Genomic DNA, 22,870 nt, shown 5'->3' with positions numbered 1-22,870 from the left:
TCAACAGATATAAAGACGGACAGGGTAATGCCGAGGAGGATACAAAAAGGATACAAAACGGGGCTGAAACGAAAGAAAATGAAAAAAACCGGAGCAGGGCTCCGGTCAGGGTTAAAGTGTTGCTTTTAAGAGTCGTTCATGAAGAGCCTTGGCCCGGGGGGAGGGTTGTATGCCCAAGTGGTCGCGATACGCTGTGCAATAACGGTGAAATGTTTTGGCTACTCGATCTGGACGTTGGAGTTGGCTGTAGCATTGCATCAAGTTGCAGTAATAGTCTTCCTCTAATGGGTCGGCCAGTAATGCCTCTTCAAAATAGATGATGGCATCACCTATTTGATCGTGTTGCATTAAAACTTGGCCAAGATGTTCCAGCAAGCGCAGATAATTCTGGTGTATGCGTTCACGTGCATGTTTGATCCAGGGAATGGGTGCATCACCTTCCAAAAAGCGGGCTTGGTATAATTGGACCAGTGTACGCAGTTGCTGTGTGCAGTGAGTCGTGCCGAGCGGCATACTCTTCCAAAATATTAATGCGTCTACCCAGCAGGTTGCAGCGAGAGACACCTTATTATTCTTTATTTCAATACAGTTTTCGCTACCCAGTCCTTTGCGTAGTCGGTGCAAGTTGACCTTGAATGCACGCAAAGCGGCATCACCTTCAGTATCTGTCCAGAGTGCATCACACAGTGTCCGTATGGGGATGTCTGTCCCGCCAAAAGCAATAATGGCTTTGAGTAGCATGAGCGGCTTTGTTTGCAGTTCAATGATGGCCGGTGGCTCGGATCTATGATCAACAATCTGGAACGACGTTAACGTATAAATACGCAGCTCTCTGGGCCAGGATAAATTCCATCGTGACGCACCCTCTAACGACAGATTGTTGCCCAGAATGACACGCTGAATAAAGGGCGTTTCGATCCCGGCATCCAATGCATGTTGGCACAGTTGAATAAAAGGCTGCTGGCCAATCATGGGAATAAATGTCATCTGTTGCTTGCGGGCGAGAGTGAAAACCTGTTCAAGCAGGTTGAGTCCCGTTTCTGGGTTGTCGGTGTTGAGTTCTACCCAGGCGGAGAGCGTCAGGCAGTGGTATTGCAGATGCGTAGAACCCAGCCATCCCATGCGGGTTGTATGCATGATATGGCTGCGGCATTGATCCGTTTCGCCCAACCCATAATGGGCTACGGCCAGCATCAGCCCGGTCCAGTGTTCCGAATAGGGAGTGTGAGCACTTTTAAATATGTTCTGGGCTTGCTGGAGGTCTGCACGGGCGCGTCCCCAGTCTTGCCGGGCCAATGCGAGAAAGCCTCTCAAATGAAATATGTCAGCGCGTCTACTGCCCCCAAACATCATAATGTTAGCTTGCAGGTCGTTAATTTCAGCTTCGGCAAGTGACAGGTCATTTTGACAAATGGCGATCACGACTAACATGTATCTGAACCAGAATTCATAGAGGGTAATGCCGGTTTTCTGGCCCAGGGCAATGCCTTGCTGGGCCAATGTCTTTGCCCTTTGTACATCTTGTATGACATGGCCTCTGTAATACACTTCGATGACCAGTGTTTGCAGATGCAGGGCGGGATTGGATGCTGTTTTGCTGCGCAGGGGAGACACCAGAGTCTCCATGATTCTGCAGATATGTAGCATCTCACCGGCATGGAGATAAAACATCATGAGCTGGTTGCAGTTGCTTAATAGCAGAGTGGCGTCAGTCTGCGTATGAAGTGAAGACTCGGCCAGGGCTCTCCAAGTGGGTAGCGACGGATGTTTCATGTCGCGAAAACTGAGAGCGAACAAGACCGTGCTGGCTATTTCAGCCAAGGCAGCCTGAATCTGTGGGTCGTTGTTTGGCAGTAATGGATCCAGCTTGATCATGCAGGTATCGACCGCGCGATAATCGATGCCTGATATCGTGACGGCTTGCAAATATTTACCGTAGGCTTGGATGGCGGCTGCGTACATTTCCTGGTGTAAAAATGTATCTGCGGTGGCTAGCAAGGAGTCGAGCGCGCCGTCAGAGTTGGTTAGTAAGCAGCACTGCCCGAGTAACAGCAGGGTCAAAGGGTCTTCTATGACCAGTTGAGTCGGGATTTGGGCAAGCCACTGAGAAACCCTGCGGACCTGCCCTTCTGTAATGAGTTTGTTTGCATGCTGTTTAATGGCAGTACGGGCTTGTCGGTAGGCTTTCAAGCTCAGGAACAGATCAATGGCGTGCTCAGGAAATCCGTGAGCATTCAGTTGACGTGCCGAGCGTAGTCCCAGTGCCCTGTATTGCCGTTGTGTGAACCGGTGTCGGGCTTCATGCTGTAAGTAGTCGTGAAACAGCGGGTGATACTGGTAGGCCGTGTTTGTATCTGAAATATGTTCAATAAATAGATTGCGGCCGTGCAGCGAGGTGAGGAGTTGGCCTGCATCAGTCAGCTTACTCAGGCTGACAGCAATGGGTGCATTCGTGAACGGGGTAAATGAGGTGATCAGCAGCAGCTTGATTTCCTGATTGCTCAAACCAGCCATGACCTCTTTGGCAAAATAGGCATGGATATCCGTCTGCCAGCCATGAAGCGAGCTCTGTGCAGCGGGTGGTTGAACCGTCAGCTGCGCCAGCAGATTGTTCCCTGCAGCCTTGGTTATGAGCTTTAGTCCAGCGGCCCATCCACCCAATTGCGTATCCAGTTTGTGCAGGCTGACTTCGGGTAATTCTATATCGGTGGTTTCCGCCAGAAATTGTCGAGTTTCATCCCGTGTGAAACGCAAGTCTGGCCCGCTGAAGTGCAATAGTTGTTGATGTGCCTTGAGGCGGATGAAATGCCCGTAGTCGTTGTTCCGGCTAATTAAAATGCATCTGAACGGTGATGCCTGTGTCTGTATCACGTCGTTCAACAGTGTGTGGAGTGAGGCGTCCTGCGTGAGTGTATGGTAATCATCCAGTACCAGAGTCAAAGGCTGATTGGATTGTTCAATGAGTGCGGAAAACAGCGTGTTGCCGAAGGCGTCCGGCAACGGCGCCGCGCTATCCGGCAGGGGAGGCAGGTTCCAATGCTGTGGTGGGGTGCTCTGTTGAACGGCATGGCTGAGACGGTCGAAAAAGGTAGCCGGGTTGTTGTCTTGGGAGCTGAGCTGTAACCAGATGTACGGCTGTGCCTGTAACTCCAGCCAATGGGCAATCAGCGTCGTTTTGCCAGCCCCTGCCGGTGCCGCAAGCGTAATGAGGGGTGCCGACGTTTCGTTGAGCGGGTTAAGTAGCCGGTCACGACGAATGATGTTTGTAAGGCCTGCGTCGGGCATGTTGGCGGTGAGTAAAGAGCGACTGTCCATAGGCAAAAAGCTGATGTCCCGAGCATGTTGTATATCACCGGACAAAATGGGTCCGGTCATAGGTGTTTTTTGCTTATTCATAATGGGTGTCTTTGGAGGGACACGCATGCAAAACAGTAGTATAACTATATTTTTTGTGTGTCTGTAAGGCACCGAGACTGTCAGATTTTAGTGTTCAGGGATACGTTTTTGATGCAAGAACCGACATGGCCTGTCAACAAGGACTGGCAGCGAGGGCAAAGCCGACCGGAGCAGGTCAATGCCCGTTTCTATACCGCAGCGGGTATTACGCTGGGGTATCTAGTCACGATGATGGCATTGACCGTGCAGCAGTGGTCAGTACTTGAGCCTGCGATCAAACGTTTTATCACCGCTGGCTTTGCGGATTTTAATCCGTTACTGATGTTGCCGGTCATGCTGTTGACAGGGTTGCTGGGCGTCCCTCGTGTACTGCGTGAGTACGTGCGCTGGCGTCAGCAGCGAGCGTTGGTCATGACCCTGGACCCGGTGCCGGCGGCCCTTGATGGTGAGTTGGGTGGTAGCCTGACAATCCCGTTGGATCTGCCGTCTGATGTGGATGTAAAGATCACCATTAACTGTATGCGGCGGGTGGTGACCACGGGCAAGAATGCCAGCGTAAACGATCAACTGCTCTGGCAGTCACCGGCAGTGTTCAGACGGATGCGTTCGATCAAGGGTACCCGTATCGAGTTTTGTGCGCCGCTGTCTGAGCAGCAGCCCCCCAGCAGCTTTGACCAAGGTCGCCGTCAATGCTGGTGGGCAGTGCATGTCGAAGTTCCCGACAGTGGCTTTGATGCCACCTTTCCCGTGCCGGTCAGTGCCGAGGCACGTAAAAAAACGTCTGATTTTCGTTTCACTGAGCGGGAGCGGCAACAATCGATTGAAGCGGCGCAGGAGTCGCCGCGTTCCTGGCAGCAGGCGGTGGTCGACACTAGTACCCTGAGCATCGATTTTCCGGCTGGACGCAGTGGCAAGACCGCCTGGATACTTATGATAATCGGGTTAGTGTTTACCGGCGTTGCTGCTTTCATGGCGTATAACGTGTGGGATGAATTGAACTCGCAGCGCCCCAGCTATTTTGCATTGATGGTGCAGGGCATGATCCTGCTGGGGTTTGGTTTGTTCAGCCCTGCGCTGCTGTTGAGTGGCTTTTATATGCGCTGCAACAGCCTGCGGCTGGAGGCCGGTTCGCAGGAACTGGTAACCACGCGGCATTTTCTGTTCCTGAGCAAACAGCGCAGAATCGCCGTTGATGACGTTGAGGGGCTGGCGGAGCGGGTTGTCGGTCGCACCGGACAGGGTGTGGACTCCGAATTGGATTATGCCATTGATGCATATATGCACGATGGCCAACGGGTGCGCTTGGGAGACGGCATTCAGGGACAGCAGGAGGTGGAGTCATTAATGGCAACGCTGTGCAGCATTACCGGTATCAGCTATCGCCCCGATCCTGCTGCATACACCCTGCAGCGGCGTATACCGCCAGCTTGGGTGCTGTGGTTGCCAGTATTGTTCAAGTCGGCCGGGATACTGATTTTTGGCCTGACCATCGCGGCTTTCATGGCGGATTTCTGGTGATATTCAAGGTGCATATGGTGAAACGAATCGTACAGTCGGTACTTTTGCTGATGTTCATGGCACTGCAAGGCTGCAGTGATCATCGGCTGGAGCCGTTGCATGACAATGCGGTCATTCTGGCATTTGGTGACAGCCTGACGGTCGGAGTGGGTGCTGCGGCTGAACACAGTTATCCGCAGGTACTCAGCCAGCTGTCAGGTCGGCAGGTGGTGGCTTCGGGGGTGTCCGGTGAAGTATCGGCGCTGGGGCGAGACCGGTTGGCCGAGGAGTTGGCCAGTGTACAGCCGGACCTGCTGATTTTGCTGCATGGCGGTAACGATATTCTACGCAACCGGCCCGCGACCGATCTGGAGCGCAACTTGGATGCCATGATCTCAATGGCCAGGGCGCAGGGGGTGCAGGTAGTGTTGTTGGGTGTGCCGGAGAAAAAACTGTTTTCGGATGCCGCTCCTCTGTATGCCGAACTGGCACAACGCCATGATCTGGTCTTTATTAAAGGTCTGTTATCCGGTCTGCTGCGTGACTCCGCCATGAAATCCGATGCCGTTCATCTCAATGCACAGGGCTATCGAGCACTGGCCGAAGGCATCCACGATACCTTGCAGGCAGAAGGTGCATTGTGACGGCGCTGGCAGAGTTACTGGAACAGGTGCGTGCTTGCCGCCTCTGTGCCGACTACCTGCCATTGGGTCCGCGCCCGGTGGTGCAGGCTGCCTCCAGTGCGCGTTTGCTGATTGTGGGGCAGGCACCGGGGGTGAAAGTCCATGACACCGGCATTCCGTTCAATGATCCCAGCGGGGAGCGTTTGCGTGACTGGCTGGGGATGAGTCGAGATGAGTTTTATGATCCTGAACGGGTAGCTATTCTGCCGATGGGATTTTGTTATCCGGGCCGAGGCAAATCCGGCGACAATCCGCCGCGGCCGGAGTGCGCACGTGCCTGGCGTCAGCCGTTGCTGGACCTGCTGCCGAACATCAAACTGACGTTGCTGGTAGGACGCTATGCGCAGGAATGGCATTTGGGCAAGGGGCCCAATCTGACCGACAGGGTCCGGCACTGGCGTGACTATGCGCCTGAAAATATCCCTTTGCCGCACCCCAGCCCGCGCAATAATATCTGGTTGCAACGCAATCCATGGTTTGAACAGGAACTCTTGCCCGAACTCAAGGAACGAATTGCACAAATTCGGGCTGAATATGCATAACAGGCGTGTAAGGCTTTGAGTCTTGAGGGCTTAACGCCTAAAATTGCCGCCCTGTATTAAAGGGAGTCAGATTTTGTCACAAGTGCCATTCGTACCCGGACAACGTTGGATCAGTAACAGTGAAGCTGAGCTTGGCCTCGGTATCGTCGTTGAATACTCAAACCGTCGTGTCGAGATCCGCTTTCCAGCGGCAGAAGAGACACGCACCTATGCCGCCGATAATGCGCCGTTGAGTCGGGTTGCCTATGAGCCGGGTGACAAGGTCTGCAACCTGCTCGGTGACGAGATGGAAGTGGTCGAACGCTTCGAACACAACGATTGCTTCATCTACAGTGGAGTGAATGCCGAGGGTGAGGAGATTATCCTGCCTGAGCTGGAGTTAGACAGTGCGGTTCACTTCAGCCGCCCTCAGGAACGTTTGTTCGCCGGTCAGATTGACCGTAATGGCCTGTTCAAACTGCGTGTAGCTTCATTGGATCATCAACATCGTCTGCGTGCATCGGCTGCCTACGGCCTGCTCGGCGCGCGCGTCCAGCTGTTGCCGCACCAGTTCTATATTGCCGGTGAATTGAGTGGCCGCATGGCACCGCGTGCCTTGCTGGCGGATGAGGTGGGGCTGGGTAAAACCATCGAAGCCGGCCTGGTGATGCACCAGCGTCTGATCAGCGGTCGCGCTCGACGCGTGTTGGTGGTGGTGCCGGATACCTTGATACACCAGTGGCTGGTGGAGATGCTGCGCCGCTTCAACCTGATGTTCACCCTGCTGGATGAAGCTCGCTGCGCCGATATTGAAGCCAGTGGTCAGGATAATCCGTTTGAAAGCAGCCAGCTGGTGATCTGCCCGCTGTCGTTGCTGACCCGTTCTGAGGCCCGTCAGGTCCAGGCCGAGGCCGCAGGGTGGGATATGCTGGTCGTGGATGAAGCCCATCACCTTGGCTGGAGTGCGGAAGCGCCCAGCCATGCATATCGCTGTATCGAAACATTGGCGCAGACGACACCGGGCCTCCTGTTGCTGACGGCGACCCCCGAACAGCTGGGGCCAGAGGGGCATTTTGCTCGCCTGCGTTTGCTGGACCCGGCACGTTACCCTGATTTGCAGCAGTTCCTGGATGAAGAGCATGCTTACCTGCAACTCAATGCTCTGATCGAGCCGCTATTGAGTGATGATGGCAGCGACGTGCTGCGAGCCGATGCGACCTTGCAGTCGGCACTGGCCGAGCGGTTGGGTGATGATGCGGTGACACGCTGGCTGGCATTGGAGGCGACTGCACAGCCGGAGGCGCTCCATGAACTGATTCGTCAGCTGATTGACCGTCAGGGGACCGGACGCGTGCTGTTCCGCAACACTCGCGATACGGTTGCAGGTTTCCCGCAGCGCCAGTTGCAGACCCAATGGCTGGAAATGCCGCCGGAACTTGCGCTGTTCGACGAAGAAGTGGCACCGGAAGCCTGGCTGCATCCGGAGAGAATCATTGGCGCTGACTGGGTTGACGCCGATACCCGGGTCGAGTGGCTGGTGGCATGGCTGAAACAGAACCGCAGTACAAAGGTGTTGGTGATCTGTGCTCATGCCGAGACGGCGGTAGCACTGGAAGATCATCTGAATCTGCGTGAAGGGGTGCGTTCGGCGGTGTTCCATGAAGGCATGAGCCTGGTGAACCGTGACCGTGCGGCGGCCTACTTTGCTGAAGAAGAACAGGGTGCCCAGGTGCTGGTCTGTTCCGAGATCGGCAGTGAAGGGCGCAACTTCCAGTTTGCCCATCATTTGGTGCTGTTCGATCTGCCGTTAACGCCAGACCTGCTGGAACAGCGTATCGGTCGTCTGGACCGTATTGGTCAGCGTGAAGATATCCAGATTCATGTACCGGTCTATGAAGGCGGTACCGCAGCGGTGTTGTTGCGTTGGTACGATGAAGGTCTTGATGCGTTCAGCCGCGTGTGTGCGGTCGGTGATGCGCTGTACCGTCGCTTTGCACCGCAGCTGCTTGAATGTCTGCGTGAACCGGAAGACGAGGCTGCGCTTGAAACGCTGGTGACCGAAACGCGTCAGGCGCGCGAAAATCTGGAGCTGGATCTGTCACGCGGGCGTGACCGACTGTTGGAGATCAGCAGCTGTCATCCGCAGCGTGCGGCACAATTGCTGAACGAAGTGGCAGCGGCGGAAGGCAGTGAACAGCTGCAGGCGTTTGCGGAAAAACTGTTTGACCGCTTCGGTATCGACATTCAGCCGCATGGGCCTGATGGTTTGGTACTGCACCCCGGCGAGCATATGTTGTGCCATATTCCGGGGTTGCCGGAAGAGGGCGTGACGCTGACATTCAGCCGCGAGCGTGCCTTGTCCCGTGAGGATATTCAGTTCATGAGCTGGGAGCATCCATTGCTGACCGGAACCATGGAGCTGATCAGTACGGGTGAGCTGGGCAACTGTACGGTGTGTACGCTGAAGCTGCCGCCGCTGCCGGCCGGCACCCTGTTGCTGGAACTGGTGTATGAGTTGCGCTGTACAGCCCCGCGTTATCTGCAGCTGGAGCGTTATCTGCCGACCGGTAGCGTGCGCATGCTGGTCGATCAGGACGGACGTGACTTGTCAGCTGCTCTCGGTCATGAACCGTTGAACCAGTTACTGCAGACCGTTAGCCGTGCGACTGGTCAGAAGATGGTACGTTTGGCGCGTGAGCAGATTGCCGGCCAGCTCAAAGCGGCCGAACGCAATGTGGACAGTCGTCTGAATACATTGCGTCAGCAGGCACTGGAAAGCCTGCACCAGCAGCGTACCGCCGAATATGAGCGACTGGCAGCACTGGCCAAGGTCAATCCGATGATTCGACCGGAGGAGTTGGATGCACTGCAGGCAGATACCGAACATATGGAAACTGCATTGCAGGGTATGGAGCTGAAGCTGGACGCAATCAGGGTCATTCTGGTCCGCGAGTAAGTGTCGAGAGGGTGAGCTGTATCAGGGTAGTCTATGCATATGAGCGTAGACTGCTACCGATAGATCGAGATACAGATCGAGATAACAGAGGGGTAGACGATGAATATTGCTGGCATGAGTACCGCCATGAGCAACCTGCAGACACAAACCGACCACTCGGTGAAGTCGCATAACCTGGCCAAAGACCATATGGAGATGGTGGGTGAACAGGTGATGCAGTTGATCGATAGCGTGACGCCAGCGGTAGACCTGTCGAGCCCTCTGGGGCAAAACATTAATACACGGGCATGATGACTGATCGGCCCCGAGCTTGACTGCTGACTATGCAATAAAAAAGACGCCCGCGGGCGTCTTTTTTTGTATCAACCGTTTGGCTTACTTGGCGGCTTTCAGCTGCTTGGTCAGCTTTTTCAGTTTACCTTCGTGCTTTGCAATCTTGGCTTTACGGGCTTTGATCAGTTTTTTGACTTCTTTTGCTTTCAGCTGCTTGGACATTATCAGAATCTCCGATGGGTTGGGGGTTATTCCTGTGCCGAATCATGCTCGGCTACAAAACTGCGAATGAAACGACGTATTTCGCGTGCTGCACTGGTATCCAGTTCGTCACACAGTTCCACAAAACGATCACGTTCTTCATTATTGATACGAATGACGAGCTGACTGTTTTTTACTTTGCTCTTTTTTTTGCCACTCATTGAATGCCTCCGGTGCCGGAATGGCTAAAGCGTAAAGTAAAAAACAGGCCGCACTAAATGTAATAACAATGTATATACATTGCATAGACTTTAGCAGAGTGTCTGGTGCAGGTCAAATGGTGGCAGGTTTGGATTTCGCTTCGGCAGGGGCGTACTCCTGTCGGCATACCCGGTTGCGCCCTGAACGCTTGGCCTGGTACAGGGCCTGGTCGGCGCGGCGGCACAGGGTTTTGTAACTGTCACCCGGTTGCCAAGTGGCCACCCCGATACTGGCGGTACAGGTGCCCACCTCGGCAAACGTGTGGTGTCGTATGGCTCGCAGTAGATGGTTGGCCTGGGCTTCCGCTTCGGCGATACGGGTCGCGGGACAGATCAGCATGAACTCTTCACCGCCCCAGCGGGCAATGATGTCCTGCTCACGGCTGCTGCCCTTGAGAATGGCGGCAAAATCGGTCAGAACTGCGTCGCCCTGTTCATGACCAAAGCGGTCGTTGACCTGTTTGAAATGATCAATATCGACCAATAACAGGCTGAATGTGTAATCAGGATCGTGTTCAGCCTTGTACAGTTGCTGTTCGAAACTGCGTTCAAGGTACAGACGGTTGCGCAAGCGGGTCAGTCGGTCGGTGGTAGAGAGTTGTTCCAGCATGCGGTTTTTGACCTGGAGTTCCTGATGAGCGGTCATCAGCTGGTTGCGGCTGTCCTGAATATGATGGTTGAGCCGTGCCAGCTTGCGGTTCCAGACCAGCATCAGTGCAATCAGTATCAGTGTCGCCAGCGCAGCCTGTGTCATCAGACGATAGTTGGGCGGTTCGGCAAGTATGGGTGCTCGCATCCAGCGGGTAGTGATGGTTTCAAACTGCTCGGCGTTGATTGACTGGATTGCCTTATTGATGATTTGCAGCAATAGAAGATCGTCACTGCGTGTGGCCAGTAGCGCGGGATACTGGGAGACGAGTTCGCCGGAGATTTTGATCTCGCTGTGGTGTCCGGTCACAATGGCGCTGCTGATGCTGGGCAGGGTATCGATCAGGCCGAACGCCTCGCCCCTGGACACGGCGGTCATGGCGGCATCCATGTTTGGGTATGTGTGTAGGCTGAGTTCGGGCTGGGTATATGCCAAATATCGATGCACATGACTGCCCTCCAATACGGCCAACGTGCGGGACTCCAGTTGGGAGAAGTCCTGTACATAGAGCTCATCCAATCGGGTTGCAATGACCAGAGTACTGTCGAGGAGGGGTTGGCTCAGGCTGATGTCTGCATCGTTCAATGCAGGTGGGGCTCGAGAGATCAGATCGCACTGGCCACGTTTGAGTTGGCGCAAGGCCTCATTAAAGTTGCTGACGTTAACGAGCCTGATCGTGAGGCCCGCGTTATGACGCATGATATCGAGCAGGTCAGCAAACAGGCCGATATGAGTCTTGTTATCGGTCATATGCTCATAGGGCAGCCGTTGTTGTGTTGAACAGATGCGGATGGCGGCGCGGGATTCCATCCAGGCAAGCTCCTCACCGGTCAGATGGATATAACTGTTGCTGCGTGCTCCGTGTCCGGTCCATTTTTGCTGCAGCTGGCGTTTTTCCTGCTCGCTCAGGCTATCCATGGCTTTTTGCAGGATCTGGTGCAGCATGGGTTTTCCTTGTGTGACTGCCAGACGTAACGACAGGGGCTCGGTTGCAATAACCTGATGTGGATTGGAGCCAACTACGCCGGGTACCGCATATTTATGCAGCAGATGCTCGGCGACACTCATGATTTCGATGGTCGCGTCTGCTTCACCGGTGCTGACACGCATCAAGGCTTCAAGGCTGTCCTGAGTCGGTTGTATGCTGAAACCGTTTTGCTGACCGAGGACTTCGTAGGTATAAAACCCTTCTGGTAATGCCAATGCGCTGGCTTTCAACTCGTCCATGGTGCTTATCGGAGCGGCATCTTCGCGGTGGTATATACCTTGTGCCAAGCGTAGATAGGGTGTGGTGAAGTGCATGAACGCTTCACGCTCGGGGCTGCGCACGATGTTAGTCATTACATCAATTTCGCCGGTGCGCAGCATCTCCAGATAGTCATTCCAGCTGGAGCCGCTGATGAACTCGATCTCCATCCCGGCTCGTTGCGCCAGCAGGCGCATGAAGTCCACCGAGTGCCCCAGTGGCTGGCCGTTCTCAAAGAAGCTGTAGGGTTCGAAAGTCTGCTCGTTGTGTACACGTATGACCGGATTATTTTTGACGAACTCACGCTCTTCGGGGGTCAGTGCGGCGGTTTGACGGCGTTCGACCAAGTCACCTGAGGTAACGCCGACCCAGCGGTTGGTCAGTTGCTTCCATTCGTCGGCCGAGATGTTGTCGAGACCTTTTTGCAGCAGTGATTGAATCACCGGGCGATCCGTGCGGACGCCAAAGCGCAGATCTTCACGGCCCACATTGTCCAGCGTAAACTCGCCAGCCATTTTGATGTTGGTATAGGCGTTCTGGGTGGCGTAGTGATAGCCGGAGGTCAAATTCTGGATGGCCGCGTCGATCTCCCCGAATGCCAGTGCTCGGGTCAGGGTTTGATAATCGTCATATTCACTGATGCGAATGTCCTGGCGTTTGCGCAGTTCACGGATATAGAAAATGTTACGTAGAACGCCAACATGCTTGCCGGACAAGTCCGCGGGACTGCGGTAGTTGCCGAATGCCTTGTCAGTGAAGACGACAGTGGGGATTTCAAAATAGGGGGTGGTATACAGGACGAATGATGTGCGTTCGGGCTTGAAGGAAACGTCGGCTATGACATCAACCTGTTTCTGCCGCAAGCGTTCCAGATTGTCACCCCATTCGCCTACGCGGGCTTTCAAGCGGGCACCGGTCTTGGCTTCGATCAGCGTCAGCAAGTCAGCAACAAAGCCCTTGTGGACACCGTCTTCAACATAAGAGAAAGGAACGAAATCATACATCACGGCAACTTCGATAACCTTGCCGTCGGCGACGAGTAACTGTCCTGCCGTGCTGAGCTTCACCGTGGCTGAGGCTGGGGTAATTAATGCCAGGAGCAGCAAAAGGGTGGATAAAAGTGTGCGTAAGATGACTGTCACAGATCGTTCCCTGTCTGATAGGCACAATGCCGAAGTCACACCAACCGTGTTGCTGGCAGCTCGAATGCAGTGGTCTTTGTACAATCAGGTAAGGTTAGCCCAGTTTATACTGCGGAGTGAAGGTGCAGGAGGGTAAAAAGTGAACAGGTGTTTAATGTGATGGGTCGGTCAGGTGAACCGTATATGCGGGTTTATCGGCAGACAGGGCACCGGTTGTCCGGTGCCCTTGGGGGATCAGGCGTTGGTGGTTTGCGTGTTCGCGGCGATTTGACTTGCCTTGCCTGAGCGGTTCAGGCCAGAGACGACCGCTTTCAACGAGGCGCTGACCGTGTCGGCATCGACAGCCATGCCACTGACGCGCTGACCTTCCACGTTCAGCTGTACATAGGCGGCTGCGGCAACATCTGAGCCTTCGCCCATGGCATGTTCGGCATAGTCGACCACATGAATGCTCAGGCCGGTACGAGCCTGCCAGGCATCAATGAAGGCAGCCATGGCGCCTTTGCCGTTACCGGCCAGACTGACGGCTTCGCCCTCGACCTGAATATCGGCGGCCAGCGTTTCAGCCGTGCCGCTGCGCTCGATACGGTAACCATCAAGGCTGACCGGTGTCTTGTCTTGCACGAAGTGGTTTACCAGCAGATCGTGGATCACCTGGCTATCAAGTTCGCCGCCGCGCGTTTCGCTGATCTTCTGCACCATCGGTGCCAGCTCAAGCTGCATCCAGCGCGGAATGCTGATGCCGAAATCGCGTTCCAGCAGGAAGGTCATGCCGCCCTTGCCGGACTGACTGTTGACCCGGATCACGGCCTGATAGTCACGGCCCAGATCGGTCGGGTCGATCGGCAGGTAGGCCACTTGCCAGGGCTCGTCATCCTGCTGCTGCTTGAGCGATTTGCGGATTGCGTCCTGATGACTGCCGGAGAATGCGGTGTAAACTAGTTCGCCGATCCAGGGGTGACGCGGGTGAATCGGCAAACCGGTACATTCGGTGCAGGTCTGGATGATTTCGTCCGGGTTGGACAGATCCAGCTGTGGGTCGATGCCCTGGCTATACAGATTGATTGCCAAGGTGACGATATCCATATTGCCGGTACGCTCGCCGTTACCGAGCAGGGTGCCTTCGACGCGGTCGGCACCGGCCATCAGGGCCAGCTCGGCCGAAGCGACGGCACCGCCACGGTCGTTGTGAGTGTGCACGGAGATAATGGCGCTTTCACGACGGCTCAGATGCTGGCAAAAATACTCCACCTGATCCGCGAAATGGCTGGCCGGCCCGACTTCAACGGTAGTCGGCAAGTTGAGAATACAGCGTTTTTCCGGGGTCGGCTGCCAAGCGTCCATCACCGCCTCGCAGACTTCAACGGAGTAATCCACTTCGGTGCTGGTGAAGCTTTCCGGTGAATATTCAAACGTCCAGTCGGTGTCCGGGTTCTGGTCGGCGTACTGTTTCACCCAGGTAGCGCCGCGCACGGCAATGGCCTTGATTTCGTCCCGGCCCATGCCGAACACGCGCTCACGCTGGATGCGGGAGGTGGAGTTGTAGACGTGAACCACCGCCTGTTTGACGCCTTTCAGGGCTTCGAAGGTTTTGGCGATCAGTTCTTCACGGGCCTGCACCAATACCTGAATGCGCACATCGTCAGGGATCTGATTTTCTTCGATCAACCAGCGGGTAAAGTCGTAATCGGGCTGGCTGGCGGATGGGAAGCCGACCTCGATTTCCTTGATGCCGAGCTTCACCAGCAGGTGCCACAGGCGCTGCTTCTGGGCCACATTCATCGGCTCCAGCAGAGCCTGATTACCATCACGCAGGTCGACACTGGCCCAGATAGGAGCCTCGGTCACCTGACGATCGGGCCAGGTACGGGTAAAGCCGGTGATGGGTTCGACCGGCTGATACTTGCGATGGTTGTAGTTGGCACTTGCCATGATGTTGCACTCCATGTTGTGAGGGTGGCCGCTGAGTCGAACCCCGGGTAGGGATTGCTACTGCCGTTGGCGACTTGGGTAAAGCTGCCTGGCATCTGCAGCGAGCCTTAACTTTCAAGATGGAGATATCTTAAAACAAGTATGCGGTTATAGGATTGCCAATTTGCCACCATTTGCGCTATTTTTGGCAATTAAAATCGTATTTTTAATTATTTGAGCAATATTATGTCTAACGATAAGATTTTGCCAACACTGGATCGCTACGATCATGCCATTCTCGATATTTTGCAACGTCAGGGCCGCATCAGTAACCAGGAGTTGGCTGACCGTATAGGGTTGTCGCCGTCTCCCTGCCTGCGCAGGGTGAAATCACTGGAGGAAAATGGCCTGATCACTGGTTATCGAGCACTGATTGATGCCAAGCGGTTGGGTCTCAATCTGATGGTGTTGCTGCACATTTCCATGGACCGGCATACCCCGGAGCGGTTCGAGAACTTCGAGCGCCAGATCGAGACGTTCCCGCAAGTACTGGAGTGTCTGATCATCACCGGTCAGGATGCAGACTACCAGTTGCGGGTGCTGGTCGAAGATATGGATGCCTATCATGACCTGCTGCTGCACAAAATTACCCGTATCGACGGAGTGAGCGGGGTGCATTCCAGTTTTGTGCTGCGTCGAGTGATGGAACGGGGCGTATCAACCGGCACCCGATGATCTACCAGGCTTGCAAAGGCTCGTGGCGGATCAATTGGGCCAACTGTTCGCAACCGGGGGTATGCGGGTGATAGCGCAGCTCGATATACACCGGAGGCAGTTCCGGTAACCCCAGACGTGAGCCAATATTCTCGGTGCCGTCTGCCAGCGCGCCCTGGGTGCGAACCGTGACGCCAAGGCCCGCCCGTACGGCGGCCATCAGGCTGGTAAAACTGGTGGTGGAGTAAACGGTGCGCCAGCTGATGGCGGTACTGTCCAGTGCGCTCAGCGTGGCTTCACGAAACAGGCAAGGTACATTGAGCAGGACCAGCGGCAAGGGCCGGTTCTTTGACCATTGGTAACCGGCGGGGCCGATCCAGATCAGGGGTTCATAACCCAGCAGCTCCCCTTTGACCTGGCTGCGGTCACGGCGCAGAATCAACGCCAGATCATATTGTTCGTTGTCGTAATCCTGACAGACGCTGTTGCTGTAGTCGGTCTGTACATTAAGCCGGATACCCGGATTGTGACGTTTGAAACGTGCCAGTATGGACGGCAGCATGCTTTCCGTCAGTGACAGTGATACCCCTATCCGCAACTCCCCCTCGGCGCTCTGTTCAGTAATCGCCGCCAATGCATCCTCCTGCAGGCTCAGCATTTGCCGGGCATACCCGAGCATCGTTTCGCCAGAGGGTGTCAGGACGCGTTTACGTCCTTCGCTGCGAAACAGCTCTACGCCCAGCTCCTGCTCCAGTCGCCGGATCTGCTGACTGACGGTGGACTGGGTCTTGTGCAGGCGTGCGGCGGCACGGATAAAGCCGCCTTCATCGACAACAGCGGTGAAGGTGCGGAGCAGCTCGGTACTCAGATTGGGTTGTGGCATGGCAATGATCCATCGTGAATGACGATTGGAATGATCTGAATTAATCGTTATTCATAATACAAAAGGGGACTTAAGCTGTCATCAGAACTTATGGGAGGGCTTGATGATGATCGCCAGTATTGATGCCACAACACGCAAAATTCATCGTCGCCAGGATGGCAGTATTGATCAGGCACGTTATCACCGGCGCAGTCGGGTGCTGCGTGCAGTAGCCCTGCGCCGGATGATTCAGCGGTGTACAGCGGGTCTGCTCGCTCGGCTCAAGCCAGCAGGCCGCCGAACGCAAACACCGGTACCAGCAGCCACACTGGCAGCTTCCACACCTGCAGCGCCACAAACGCCAACAGCACTAGGGCAAAGTCGAGCGTTGAATGGACGCTGCTGGTCCAGATCGGGTCATACAATGCCGCCAGCAACAGCCCGACCACAGCCGCATTGATGCCGACAAGGGCTGAGCGAATGTGTGTGTTCTGGCGTAACAGGTTCCAGAACGGCAGAACACCTGCGACCAGCAGAAATGACGGAGTGAAAATGGCCACCAGTGCGATCAGGCCACCGGTCCAGCCGGGCAACGGTTGCATGGCGGTGCCCAGATATGCGGCAAAGGTAAACAGCGGGCCGGGTACCGCTTGGGCGGCACCATAACCGGCGAGGAACAGATCTTTACTGATGTGGCCGGTCGTTACGGTCTCGGCCTGCAGCAACGGCAGCACCACGTGACCACCCCCGAACACCAGTGCGCCCGCACGATAGAACAGGTCGAACAGCTCCAGTATCGGCGTTGAAAGCGTTGCTGTAGCCAGCGGCAAACCTGCCAGCAACAGAGTAAACAGGGTCAATAGCACGCCGCCGACCCGACGCGATACACGAACCGGAAGATGGACGTGACCGTCGGTAGCCGCTGTGCCGAACAAGAAGGTTCCGGCGATACCGGCCATTACCAGCACCAGTGGCTGCAACCAGATGCTGGGGGCCAGCAGCAGTGCACAACAGGCCAGCGCCATCAATGTGACCTTGGCGGTGCCTCGGCACATTGACAGCCCCATTCCCCATACGGCCTGAGCCACCACGGCGACGGCGACCAGTTTCAGCCCCTGAATAATGCCTGCGTGCAGTCCGGTGTCGGGGCTCATCACCCCGTAGGCTACCAAAATCAAGGCTACTGCGCTGGGCAGAGTAAAGCCGCACCAGGCAGCCAGAGCGCCTTTGAAACCGCCCCGTGACAGGCCGAGTGCCAGCCCGACCTGACTGCTGGCCGGCCCTGGCAAGAATTGGCATAGCGCCACCAGATCAGCATAGTTCTGGTCATTGAGCCAGCGTCGCCGGTTAACGAACTCTTCGCGAAAATAGCCAAGGTGGGCGGCCGGGCCGCCGAAACTGGTCAGGCCCAGACGCAGGAAAATCAGCAATATGGCAAAAAAGGAGCGGTCGTGTGCAGCGGTCATAATTGATCACGGACTAGCGGTAAATGTTGATCATAACCGGTGGGCCGTTACAGTTATGTGAACAGGGCGGACTGTCGCACGATAACCCGCTCCGGTGTTGCCACTGCTAATGGCCGATCCCCAGTCGCCGTCGCTCCATGCGGCGCAGAAATTCTTCCATGATCATGCGGTACAGGCTGGTCTGCAGATACAGATCTTCAACCCCGGAATCGATACTGGGGTTATCATTAACTTCAATAATCACCACCTTGTCGCCGGTCTGTTTCAGGTCCACGCCGTACAACCCGTCTCCGATCAGCTTGGTTGCCTTAAGTGCCGTTTTCAGCACTTTGGGCGGCACTTCATGGATTGGCAGGGTTTCAAAATCGCCGGACTCTGCCTCGCCGCTGCTGTGGTTGTAGATCTGCCAATGGCCACGGGTCATCATGTATTTGCAGGCGTACAGCGGTTTGTTGTTCAGGATGCCGATCCGCCAGTCGTACTCGGTGTACATGAATTCCTGCACCAGCACGATAGCGGATTGCTTGAAGTACGCTTCCGCTTGCTGGATCAGTTCTTCGGGAGAGCCTACTTTAACAACGCCTTTGGAGAATGCCCCATCAGGAATCTTCAGCACCCGCGGGTAACTTAACGAGCGTGCCAGCAAGGTCAGTTCCTTGCGGTTACCTTTGTACAGCAGGTGGGTCTCGGGTGTGGCCACACCGTTGGCGGCGAGCAGGTCGGCCAGGTATACCTTGTTGCAGCAGCGCAGGATTGAGGTCGGATCGTCGAATACGACCAGTCCTTCATGTTCTGCCTTTTTGGCAAAACGATAGGTGTGGTTGCTGATCGACGTGGTTTCACGGATGAACAGGCCATCATATTCGGCCAGGTGACCGTAGTCCTTCTTGCCGATCAGGCTGACATCAATACCCAGCTGGCGCCCGGCCCGGATGAAATGCTTGAGTGCCATGGGGTCGGAGGGCGGCAGCTGCTCGTCATGGTCGACCAGAATCGCCAAGTCATACCGGTACTTCTTGCGGGCGGCCGGTTTGCGCCAGAGCTTGCGGCTGAACATGTCGATGGCCGTGGCAAAGAGGTCTTCCTCCTCTTCGGTCAACAGGGTCAGGTTGCCTGCCTTGACCGTTTCGATTTCCCAGGCCGCATCCTTGCGGAAGGTCAGATGCAGGATCGGACAGGGAAACTGTTCGAAAATCTGCCGGGCCAGATCCTGCAGCGGAGCGAAGAGGGTATGGCCGAAGCACAGCGTGACCTTCAGGCACTGTTCGGCCTCAAGCTGTTCGCGCAGACCTGCATGTTTGTCGACCAGTTTTCCCAACAGCGTATTAAGGTCTTTCATGCCCAGCCCATAGACGGATTTGCGTCCCAGGTCGTTAATGGTCTGGATCGATGGAATCACCTTGTGCCCACGGGCTTCAGCCAATAGCGAGGTGTAGTAGCCATAGCTCAGGTAACGGTAGTTTTGGCACAGATTGATAATCTGCACCGGCGTTGATTCCTTGCGGGTGCCCTGGGCCAGATATTCATGTGCGCTCATCAGCTCTTCTGCCGGGTAGAACGCCTGCCAGTCTTCTTTCTTGTCGACGATGATTCTCAGCTTACTCATGGTGCATCCTGCTGGTTTGCCATAACTGCCACTATCAACCGCTTCTCAAGCGGACGCAATCGGGGCCGAAAAATATTTCTTCGGCCTCTGGTGTTACAGGCCAGTCAGGCCTTAATCTGGGTCTAATCCTTTGAGGGGTCACCTTCATGTCCCAGAGCATCCGTTTACGCCCCGCCCAGCTGAGTGACCTGCCCGCACTGGTCGCGCTGGAGCAGCAGAGCTTCACTGAAGACCGTATCAGCCGACGTCAATTTCGCTGGATGCTCAAGCGCGGTCATTGTTCCCTGATTGTGGCTTACACCGATGCCTTGCCCCTGGCTGGTTATATATTGGTACTGTTTCATCGTGGCACGGCATTAGGGCGGGTGTATTCACTGGCCGTGAATGTGGGCATGCGCGGCCAAGGGCTGGCTCCGCAATTGTTGCAGGCAGCCGAGGCTGCGGCGCTGGAGCAGGACTGCCTGGCATTGCGGCTTGAGGTTCGTGCCGATAATGAGGCGGCCATCCATCTCTATCGCAAACTCGGCTATCGCCAGTTCGGTTTTTATGAGGACTATTACGCCGACCACGCACCAGCACTGCGTTTCCAGAAGCGTATTCTGGTCGTGAACACTCGCACACCCGGCATGGTGCCCTGGTATGGTCAGACGCTGCCGTTTACCTGCGGTCCGGCTTCGCTGTTGATGGCGATGAAAGCATTGAATGCCGACATCGTGATGGATCGTCGCCATGAGCTGCAGTTATGGCGTGAGGCCACTGCCATCTTTATGACCACTGGTCACGGTGGCTGTGGCCCACGAGGGCTGGCGCTGGCGGCTTTTCGTCGCGGTTTTCAGGTCGAGCTGTATATTAACCGTGAAGGCCCGTTGTTCATTCACGGCGTGCGCACCGAGCTGAAGAAAGAGGTGCTGGAGCTGGTGCATCAGGACTTCAAGGAGCAGATTCAAGTCGCCGGTATCACTGAGCATGAAGCGGAAATCAGTTTCGATATTCTGGAGCGGGTTTTGGCATCCGGCGCCTATGTGCTGATGTTGATCAGCTGCTGGAGCTTCAGTCGGCACAAGAGCCCACACTGGGTAGTCCTGACCGGGATTGACGATCATTACGTATACCTGCACGACCCGGAAGTGGATGAAGATGAGGAGAAAACACTGATCGACAGCCAGAATATACCGGTTCCGCGCAGCCATTTCTGGCGCATGGCCCGCTTTGGCAAGGAGGGGTTGCGTACGGCAGTGATGGTGTCTGCGGCCCGCGATTCGAAAGACGGGCGAAGGGCATAAACGCCACCCGCCCGATAGGTCATACGCTCAGCTTGGCGGCGATACGAGCGACATGAGCACCCTGGAAGCGGGCCATGGTCAGCTCCTGCTCCGAAGGGGTGCGTGAACCGTCGGCACCGGCGATGGTGGCGGCACCCAGCGGTGAGCCGCCGTGTACGGCGCTGATATCGGTCATTTCCGGCAGAGCATACGGCATGCCGACCACAACCATGCCGTGATGGAACAGGGTGGTGTGGAATGACTGAATGGTGGTTTCGTTGCCGCCACCGGTGCCGGTGCTGGTAAACACGCTGCCGACTTTGCCGATCAGTGCGCCTTCGGCCCAGAGACCGCCGGTCTGGTCGAGGAAGTTGCGCATCTGGCTGGTCATGTTACCGAAACGGGTGGGGGTGCCAAAGATGATCGCATCATATTCAGCCAACTCCTTGGGGTCTGCAATCGGCGCGCTTTGATCCAGTTTAACCCCGGCATTTCGGGCGACCTCTTCCGGCATCAGTTCCGGCACACGCTTGATTACCACGTCGCTGCCATCAACCGATTCAGCGCCTTCGGCGATTGCCTGCGCCAGTGTTTCAATATGGCCATAGGACGAATAGTACAGGACAAGAATCTTGCTCATGCTTGGCTCTCCTCGAAATGGAATGTGTTGTTCAATTGCTTGATTGTTCGCGTTGATGGGGTGAATCCAGCGCCAGAACCGGGCCTGCCGGTACCACACCGGTCGGATTGATGCTGTGGTGGCTGCGGTAGTAATGCTGCTTGATGTGCGCCATGTTGACGGTTGCGGCCACGCCGGGCCATTGATACAGCTCGCGCACATAGCCCCATAAGTGGGGGTAATCGACAATGCGTTGCAGATTGCATTTGAAGTGGCCGTGGTACACCGCATCAAACCGGATCAGCGTGGTGAACAGCCGCCAGTCGGCCTCGGTGATCGTGTTGCCGGTCAAGTAACGGCGTGAGCCCAGACGGTGTTCCAGTGCATCGAGTGCGTCGAACAGTGGCATGACGGCCTGCTCATACGCTTCTTGGGTGGTGGCGAAACCGGCCTTGTACACCCCATTGTTGATACGGTCATAAATCTCGTCGTTCAGCGTGTCGATCTCGCTGCGCAGCAGTGGCGGATAATAGTCGCCAGCCTTGGCCCCGATACCGTCAAAGGCCGTATTCAGCATGCGGATGATCTCGGCGGACTCATTATTGACGATGGTGTGACGCTGCTTGTCCCAGAGCACCGGTACGGTGACGCGACCCGAATAGTGTGGGTCGGCCTTCCGATAGAGTTGGTACATGTAATCCAGCCCGTACAGCGCATCGCCGGTTGCGCCGGGCTCGTCGGCAAAGGTCCAGCCGTGTTCACCCATATAGCTGTTGACCACGGACACGCTGATCATCGATTCCAGCCCTTTCAGCGTCCTGAAAATCAATGCCCGGTGTGCCCAGGGGCATGCCAGTGATACATACAGATGATAGCGGCCAGCTTCGGCCTTGAAGCCGCCCTCGCCACTGGAACCGGCACTGCCATCAGCGGTCACCCAGTTGCGGAACTGTGATGCCGAGCGTACAAAGCGGCCCTGGTTAGCGTCGGTGTCGTACCACTGGTCGACCCAGCGGCCTTCAATCAGTAAGCCCATGATGATCTCCTTTGGTGAACGAGTGGGTCGTGTTGCGCGGGTAAGTGTTTAGCCCTGGCGCGGATTCAACAGGCGGTCGACGGATAGCGCACCGCCGCCACTAACCAGCAGGGATGCGGAGATTGCCAGCAACGCCAAACCGAATTCATAGCCGTTATTGCTCATGAACAGGCCGTTACCGATGTGGACGGCAAAAATCGCTACCAACATGGCGATTGCCAGTGCGGCGGCAGCGGGGCGGACCAGTAAACCGATCAGAATCGCCAGCCCACCGAAGAACTCGGCGCTGCCCGCCAGCAGTGCCATCAGATACCCGGGTTCCAGGCCGATTGAGGCCATCCACTGGCCAGTCCCTTCCAGACCGTACCCGCCAAAGGCACCGAACAGTTTTTGCGCACCGTGGGCCATGAAAATGATGCCGGCAGGTACCCGCAGGGCCAAAGGTGCGAAACTGTTGGAGGTGCTCAGCAAACAGTTGATCAGGGATGCATTCATGACGGATCTCCGTGCGTGGGTTCAGATGCATTCACTATAGTCGGGCTGGAGATGATGAAACATGGTGTATTTCGA

General features: G+C 55.7%; 17 protein-coding genes. 7 read left to right on the top strand and 10 right to left on the bottom strand.

Annotation, left to right across the window (positions count from 1 at the left end; genetic code table 11):
- Positions 1-111 precede the first annotated feature (111 nt).
- Positions 112-3,396 carry an AfsR/SARP family transcriptional regulator gene (locus CLV44_RS09875; protein WP_170069313.1) on the bottom strand — a complete coding sequence of 1,095 codons (3,285 nt, stop codon included), beginning with the start codon at positions 3,394-3,396 and terminating at the stop codon, positions 112-114.
- A 111-nt stretch (positions 3,397-3,507) separates the two neighbouring features.
- Between CLV44_RS09875 and CLV44_RS09870 the strand changes: the two genes are divergently transcribed.
- The 5 genes from CLV44_RS09870 (at position 3,508) to CLV44_RS09850 (ending at position 9,344) form a co-directional block, all read left to right on the top strand.
- Positions 3,508-4,914, top strand: coding sequence for a hypothetical protein (locus CLV44_RS09870; RefSeq protein ID WP_106591953.1), 1,407 nt, complete (start codon positions 3,508-3,510; stop codon positions 4,912-4,914).
- 17 nt (positions 4,915-4,931) lie between these two features.
- Complete coding sequence (locus CLV44_RS09865; RefSeq protein WP_106591963.1) at positions 4,932-5,537, top strand: GDSL-type esterase/lipase family protein; 606 nt, start codon at positions 4,932-4,934, stop codon at positions 5,535-5,537.
- Positions 5,534-6,118: a uracil-DNA glycosylase family protein gene (locus CLV44_RS09860; RefSeq protein ID WP_211298115.1), complete on the top strand. Its 585-nt coding sequence runs from the start codon at positions 5,534-5,536 to the stop codon at positions 6,116-6,118. The genes CLV44_RS09865 and CLV44_RS09860 overlap by 4 nt, the downstream gene beginning before the upstream one ends.
- An 82-nt stretch (positions 6,119-6,200) precedes the next feature.
- The gene (gene rapA, locus CLV44_RS09855; protein WP_342748487.1) at positions 6,201-9,053 is read left to right on the top strand and encodes an RNA polymerase-associated protein RapA; all 2,853 of its coding nucleotides are present in this window, start codon (positions 6,201-6,203) and stop codon (positions 9,051-9,053) included.
- 99 nt (positions 9,054-9,152) lie between these two features.
- Positions 9,153-9,344 (top strand): YjfB family protein, encoded by a 192-nt coding sequence (locus CLV44_RS09850; RefSeq protein WP_106591951.1) that lies wholly within the window; start codon positions 9,153-9,155, stop codon positions 9,342-9,344.
- Positions 9,345-9,574: 230 nt separating this feature from the next.
- On the opposite strand, the gene CLV44_RS17325 is transcribed toward CLV44_RS09850, so the two are convergent.
- The 3 genes from CLV44_RS17325 to leuA all read right to left on the bottom strand — a co-directional run bounded on the left by CLV44_RS17325 (position 9,575) and on the right by leuA (position 14,756).
- Complete coding sequence (locus CLV44_RS17325) at positions 9,575-9,748, bottom strand: hypothetical protein (RefSeq protein ID WP_170069311.1); 174 nt, start codon at positions 9,746-9,748, stop codon at positions 9,575-9,577.
- Between the two features lie 112 nt (positions 9,749-9,860).
- Positions 9,861-12,824, bottom strand: a complete 2,964-nt coding sequence (locus CLV44_RS09845) for a transporter substrate-binding domain-containing diguanylate cyclase (RefSeq protein WP_146139991.1) — start codon at positions 12,822-12,824, stop codon at positions 9,861-9,863.
- 234 nt (positions 12,825-13,058) lie between these two features.
- Entirely contained in the window at positions 13,059-14,756 is a 1,698-nt protein-coding gene (gene leuA, locus CLV44_RS09840; RefSeq protein WP_106591949.1) for a 2-isopropylmalate synthase, read from the bottom strand.
- A 225-nt stretch (positions 14,757-14,981) separates the two neighbouring features.
- Here leuA and CLV44_RS09835 point away from each other — a divergent pair, with 225 nt between their 5' ends.
- A complete protein-coding gene (locus CLV44_RS09835; protein WP_106591948.1) occupies positions 14,982-15,470 on the top strand; it encodes an Lrp/AsnC family transcriptional regulator in 489 nt (162 codons plus the stop codon).
- 1 nt (position 15,471) lies between these two features.
- Here CLV44_RS09835 and CLV44_RS09830 read toward each other — a convergent pair whose 3' ends face one another.
- The 3 genes from CLV44_RS09830 to CLV44_RS09820 all read right to left on the bottom strand — a co-directional run bounded on the left by CLV44_RS09830 (position 15,472) and on the right by CLV44_RS09820 (position 19,383).
- Positions 15,472-16,332 (bottom strand): LysR substrate-binding domain-containing protein, encoded by an 861-nt coding sequence (locus CLV44_RS09830; RefSeq protein ID WP_106591947.1) that lies wholly within the window; start codon positions 16,330-16,332, stop codon positions 15,472-15,474.
- Positions 16,333-16,592: 260 nt separating this feature from the next.
- Complete coding sequence (gene chrA / locus CLV44_RS09825; RefSeq protein WP_106591946.1) at positions 16,593-17,777, bottom strand: chromate efflux transporter; 1,185 nt, start codon at positions 17,775-17,777, stop codon at positions 16,593-16,595.
- Positions 17,778-17,883: 106 nt separating this feature from the next.
- Entirely contained in the window at positions 17,884-19,383 is a 1,500-nt protein-coding gene (locus CLV44_RS09820) for a RimK family protein (protein ID WP_106591945.1), read from the bottom strand.
- 146 nt (positions 19,384-19,529) lie between these two features.
- Here CLV44_RS09820 and CLV44_RS09815 point away from each other — a divergent pair, with 146 nt between their 5' ends.
- Positions 19,530-20,666 carry a GNAT family N-acetyltransferase/peptidase C39 family protein gene (locus CLV44_RS09815; RefSeq protein WP_106591944.1) on the top strand — a complete coding sequence of 379 codons (1,137 nt, stop codon included), beginning with the start codon at positions 19,530-19,532 and terminating at the stop codon, positions 20,664-20,666.
- A gap of 19 nt (positions 20,667-20,685) precedes the next feature.
- Here the strand turns inward: CLV44_RS09815 and wrbA are convergent, their stop codons facing one another.
- Genes wrbA through CLV44_RS09800 form a run of 3 tightly spaced genes read right to left on the bottom strand, consistent with a single transcriptional unit; the run spans position 20,686 to position 22,795 of the window.
- Complete coding sequence (wrbA, locus tag CLV44_RS09810; RefSeq protein WP_106591943.1) at positions 20,686-21,285, bottom strand: NAD(P)H:quinone oxidoreductase; 600 nt, start codon at positions 21,283-21,285, stop codon at positions 20,686-20,688.
- 31 nt (positions 21,286-21,316) lie between these two features.
- Positions 21,317-22,300: a glutathione S-transferase family protein gene (locus tag CLV44_RS09805; RefSeq protein ID WP_106591942.1), complete on the bottom strand. Its 984-nt coding sequence runs from the start codon at positions 22,298-22,300 to the stop codon at positions 21,317-21,319.
- Between the two features lie 48 nt (positions 22,301-22,348).
- Positions 22,349-22,795, bottom strand: a complete 447-nt coding sequence (locus CLV44_RS09800) for a DoxX family protein (protein ID WP_106591941.1) — start codon at positions 22,793-22,795, stop codon at positions 22,349-22,351.
- Positions 22,796-22,870: the final 75 nt, after the last annotated feature.

This window comes from Marinobacterium halophilum (assembly GCF_003014615.1).
Taxonomy (GTDB): domain Bacteria; phylum Pseudomonadota; class Gammaproteobacteria; order Pseudomonadales; family Balneatricaceae; genus Marinobacterium; species Marinobacterium halophilum.
Note: the sequence above shows the minus strand (reverse complement) of the source record. Positions and strands in the feature narration are given on the sequence as shown.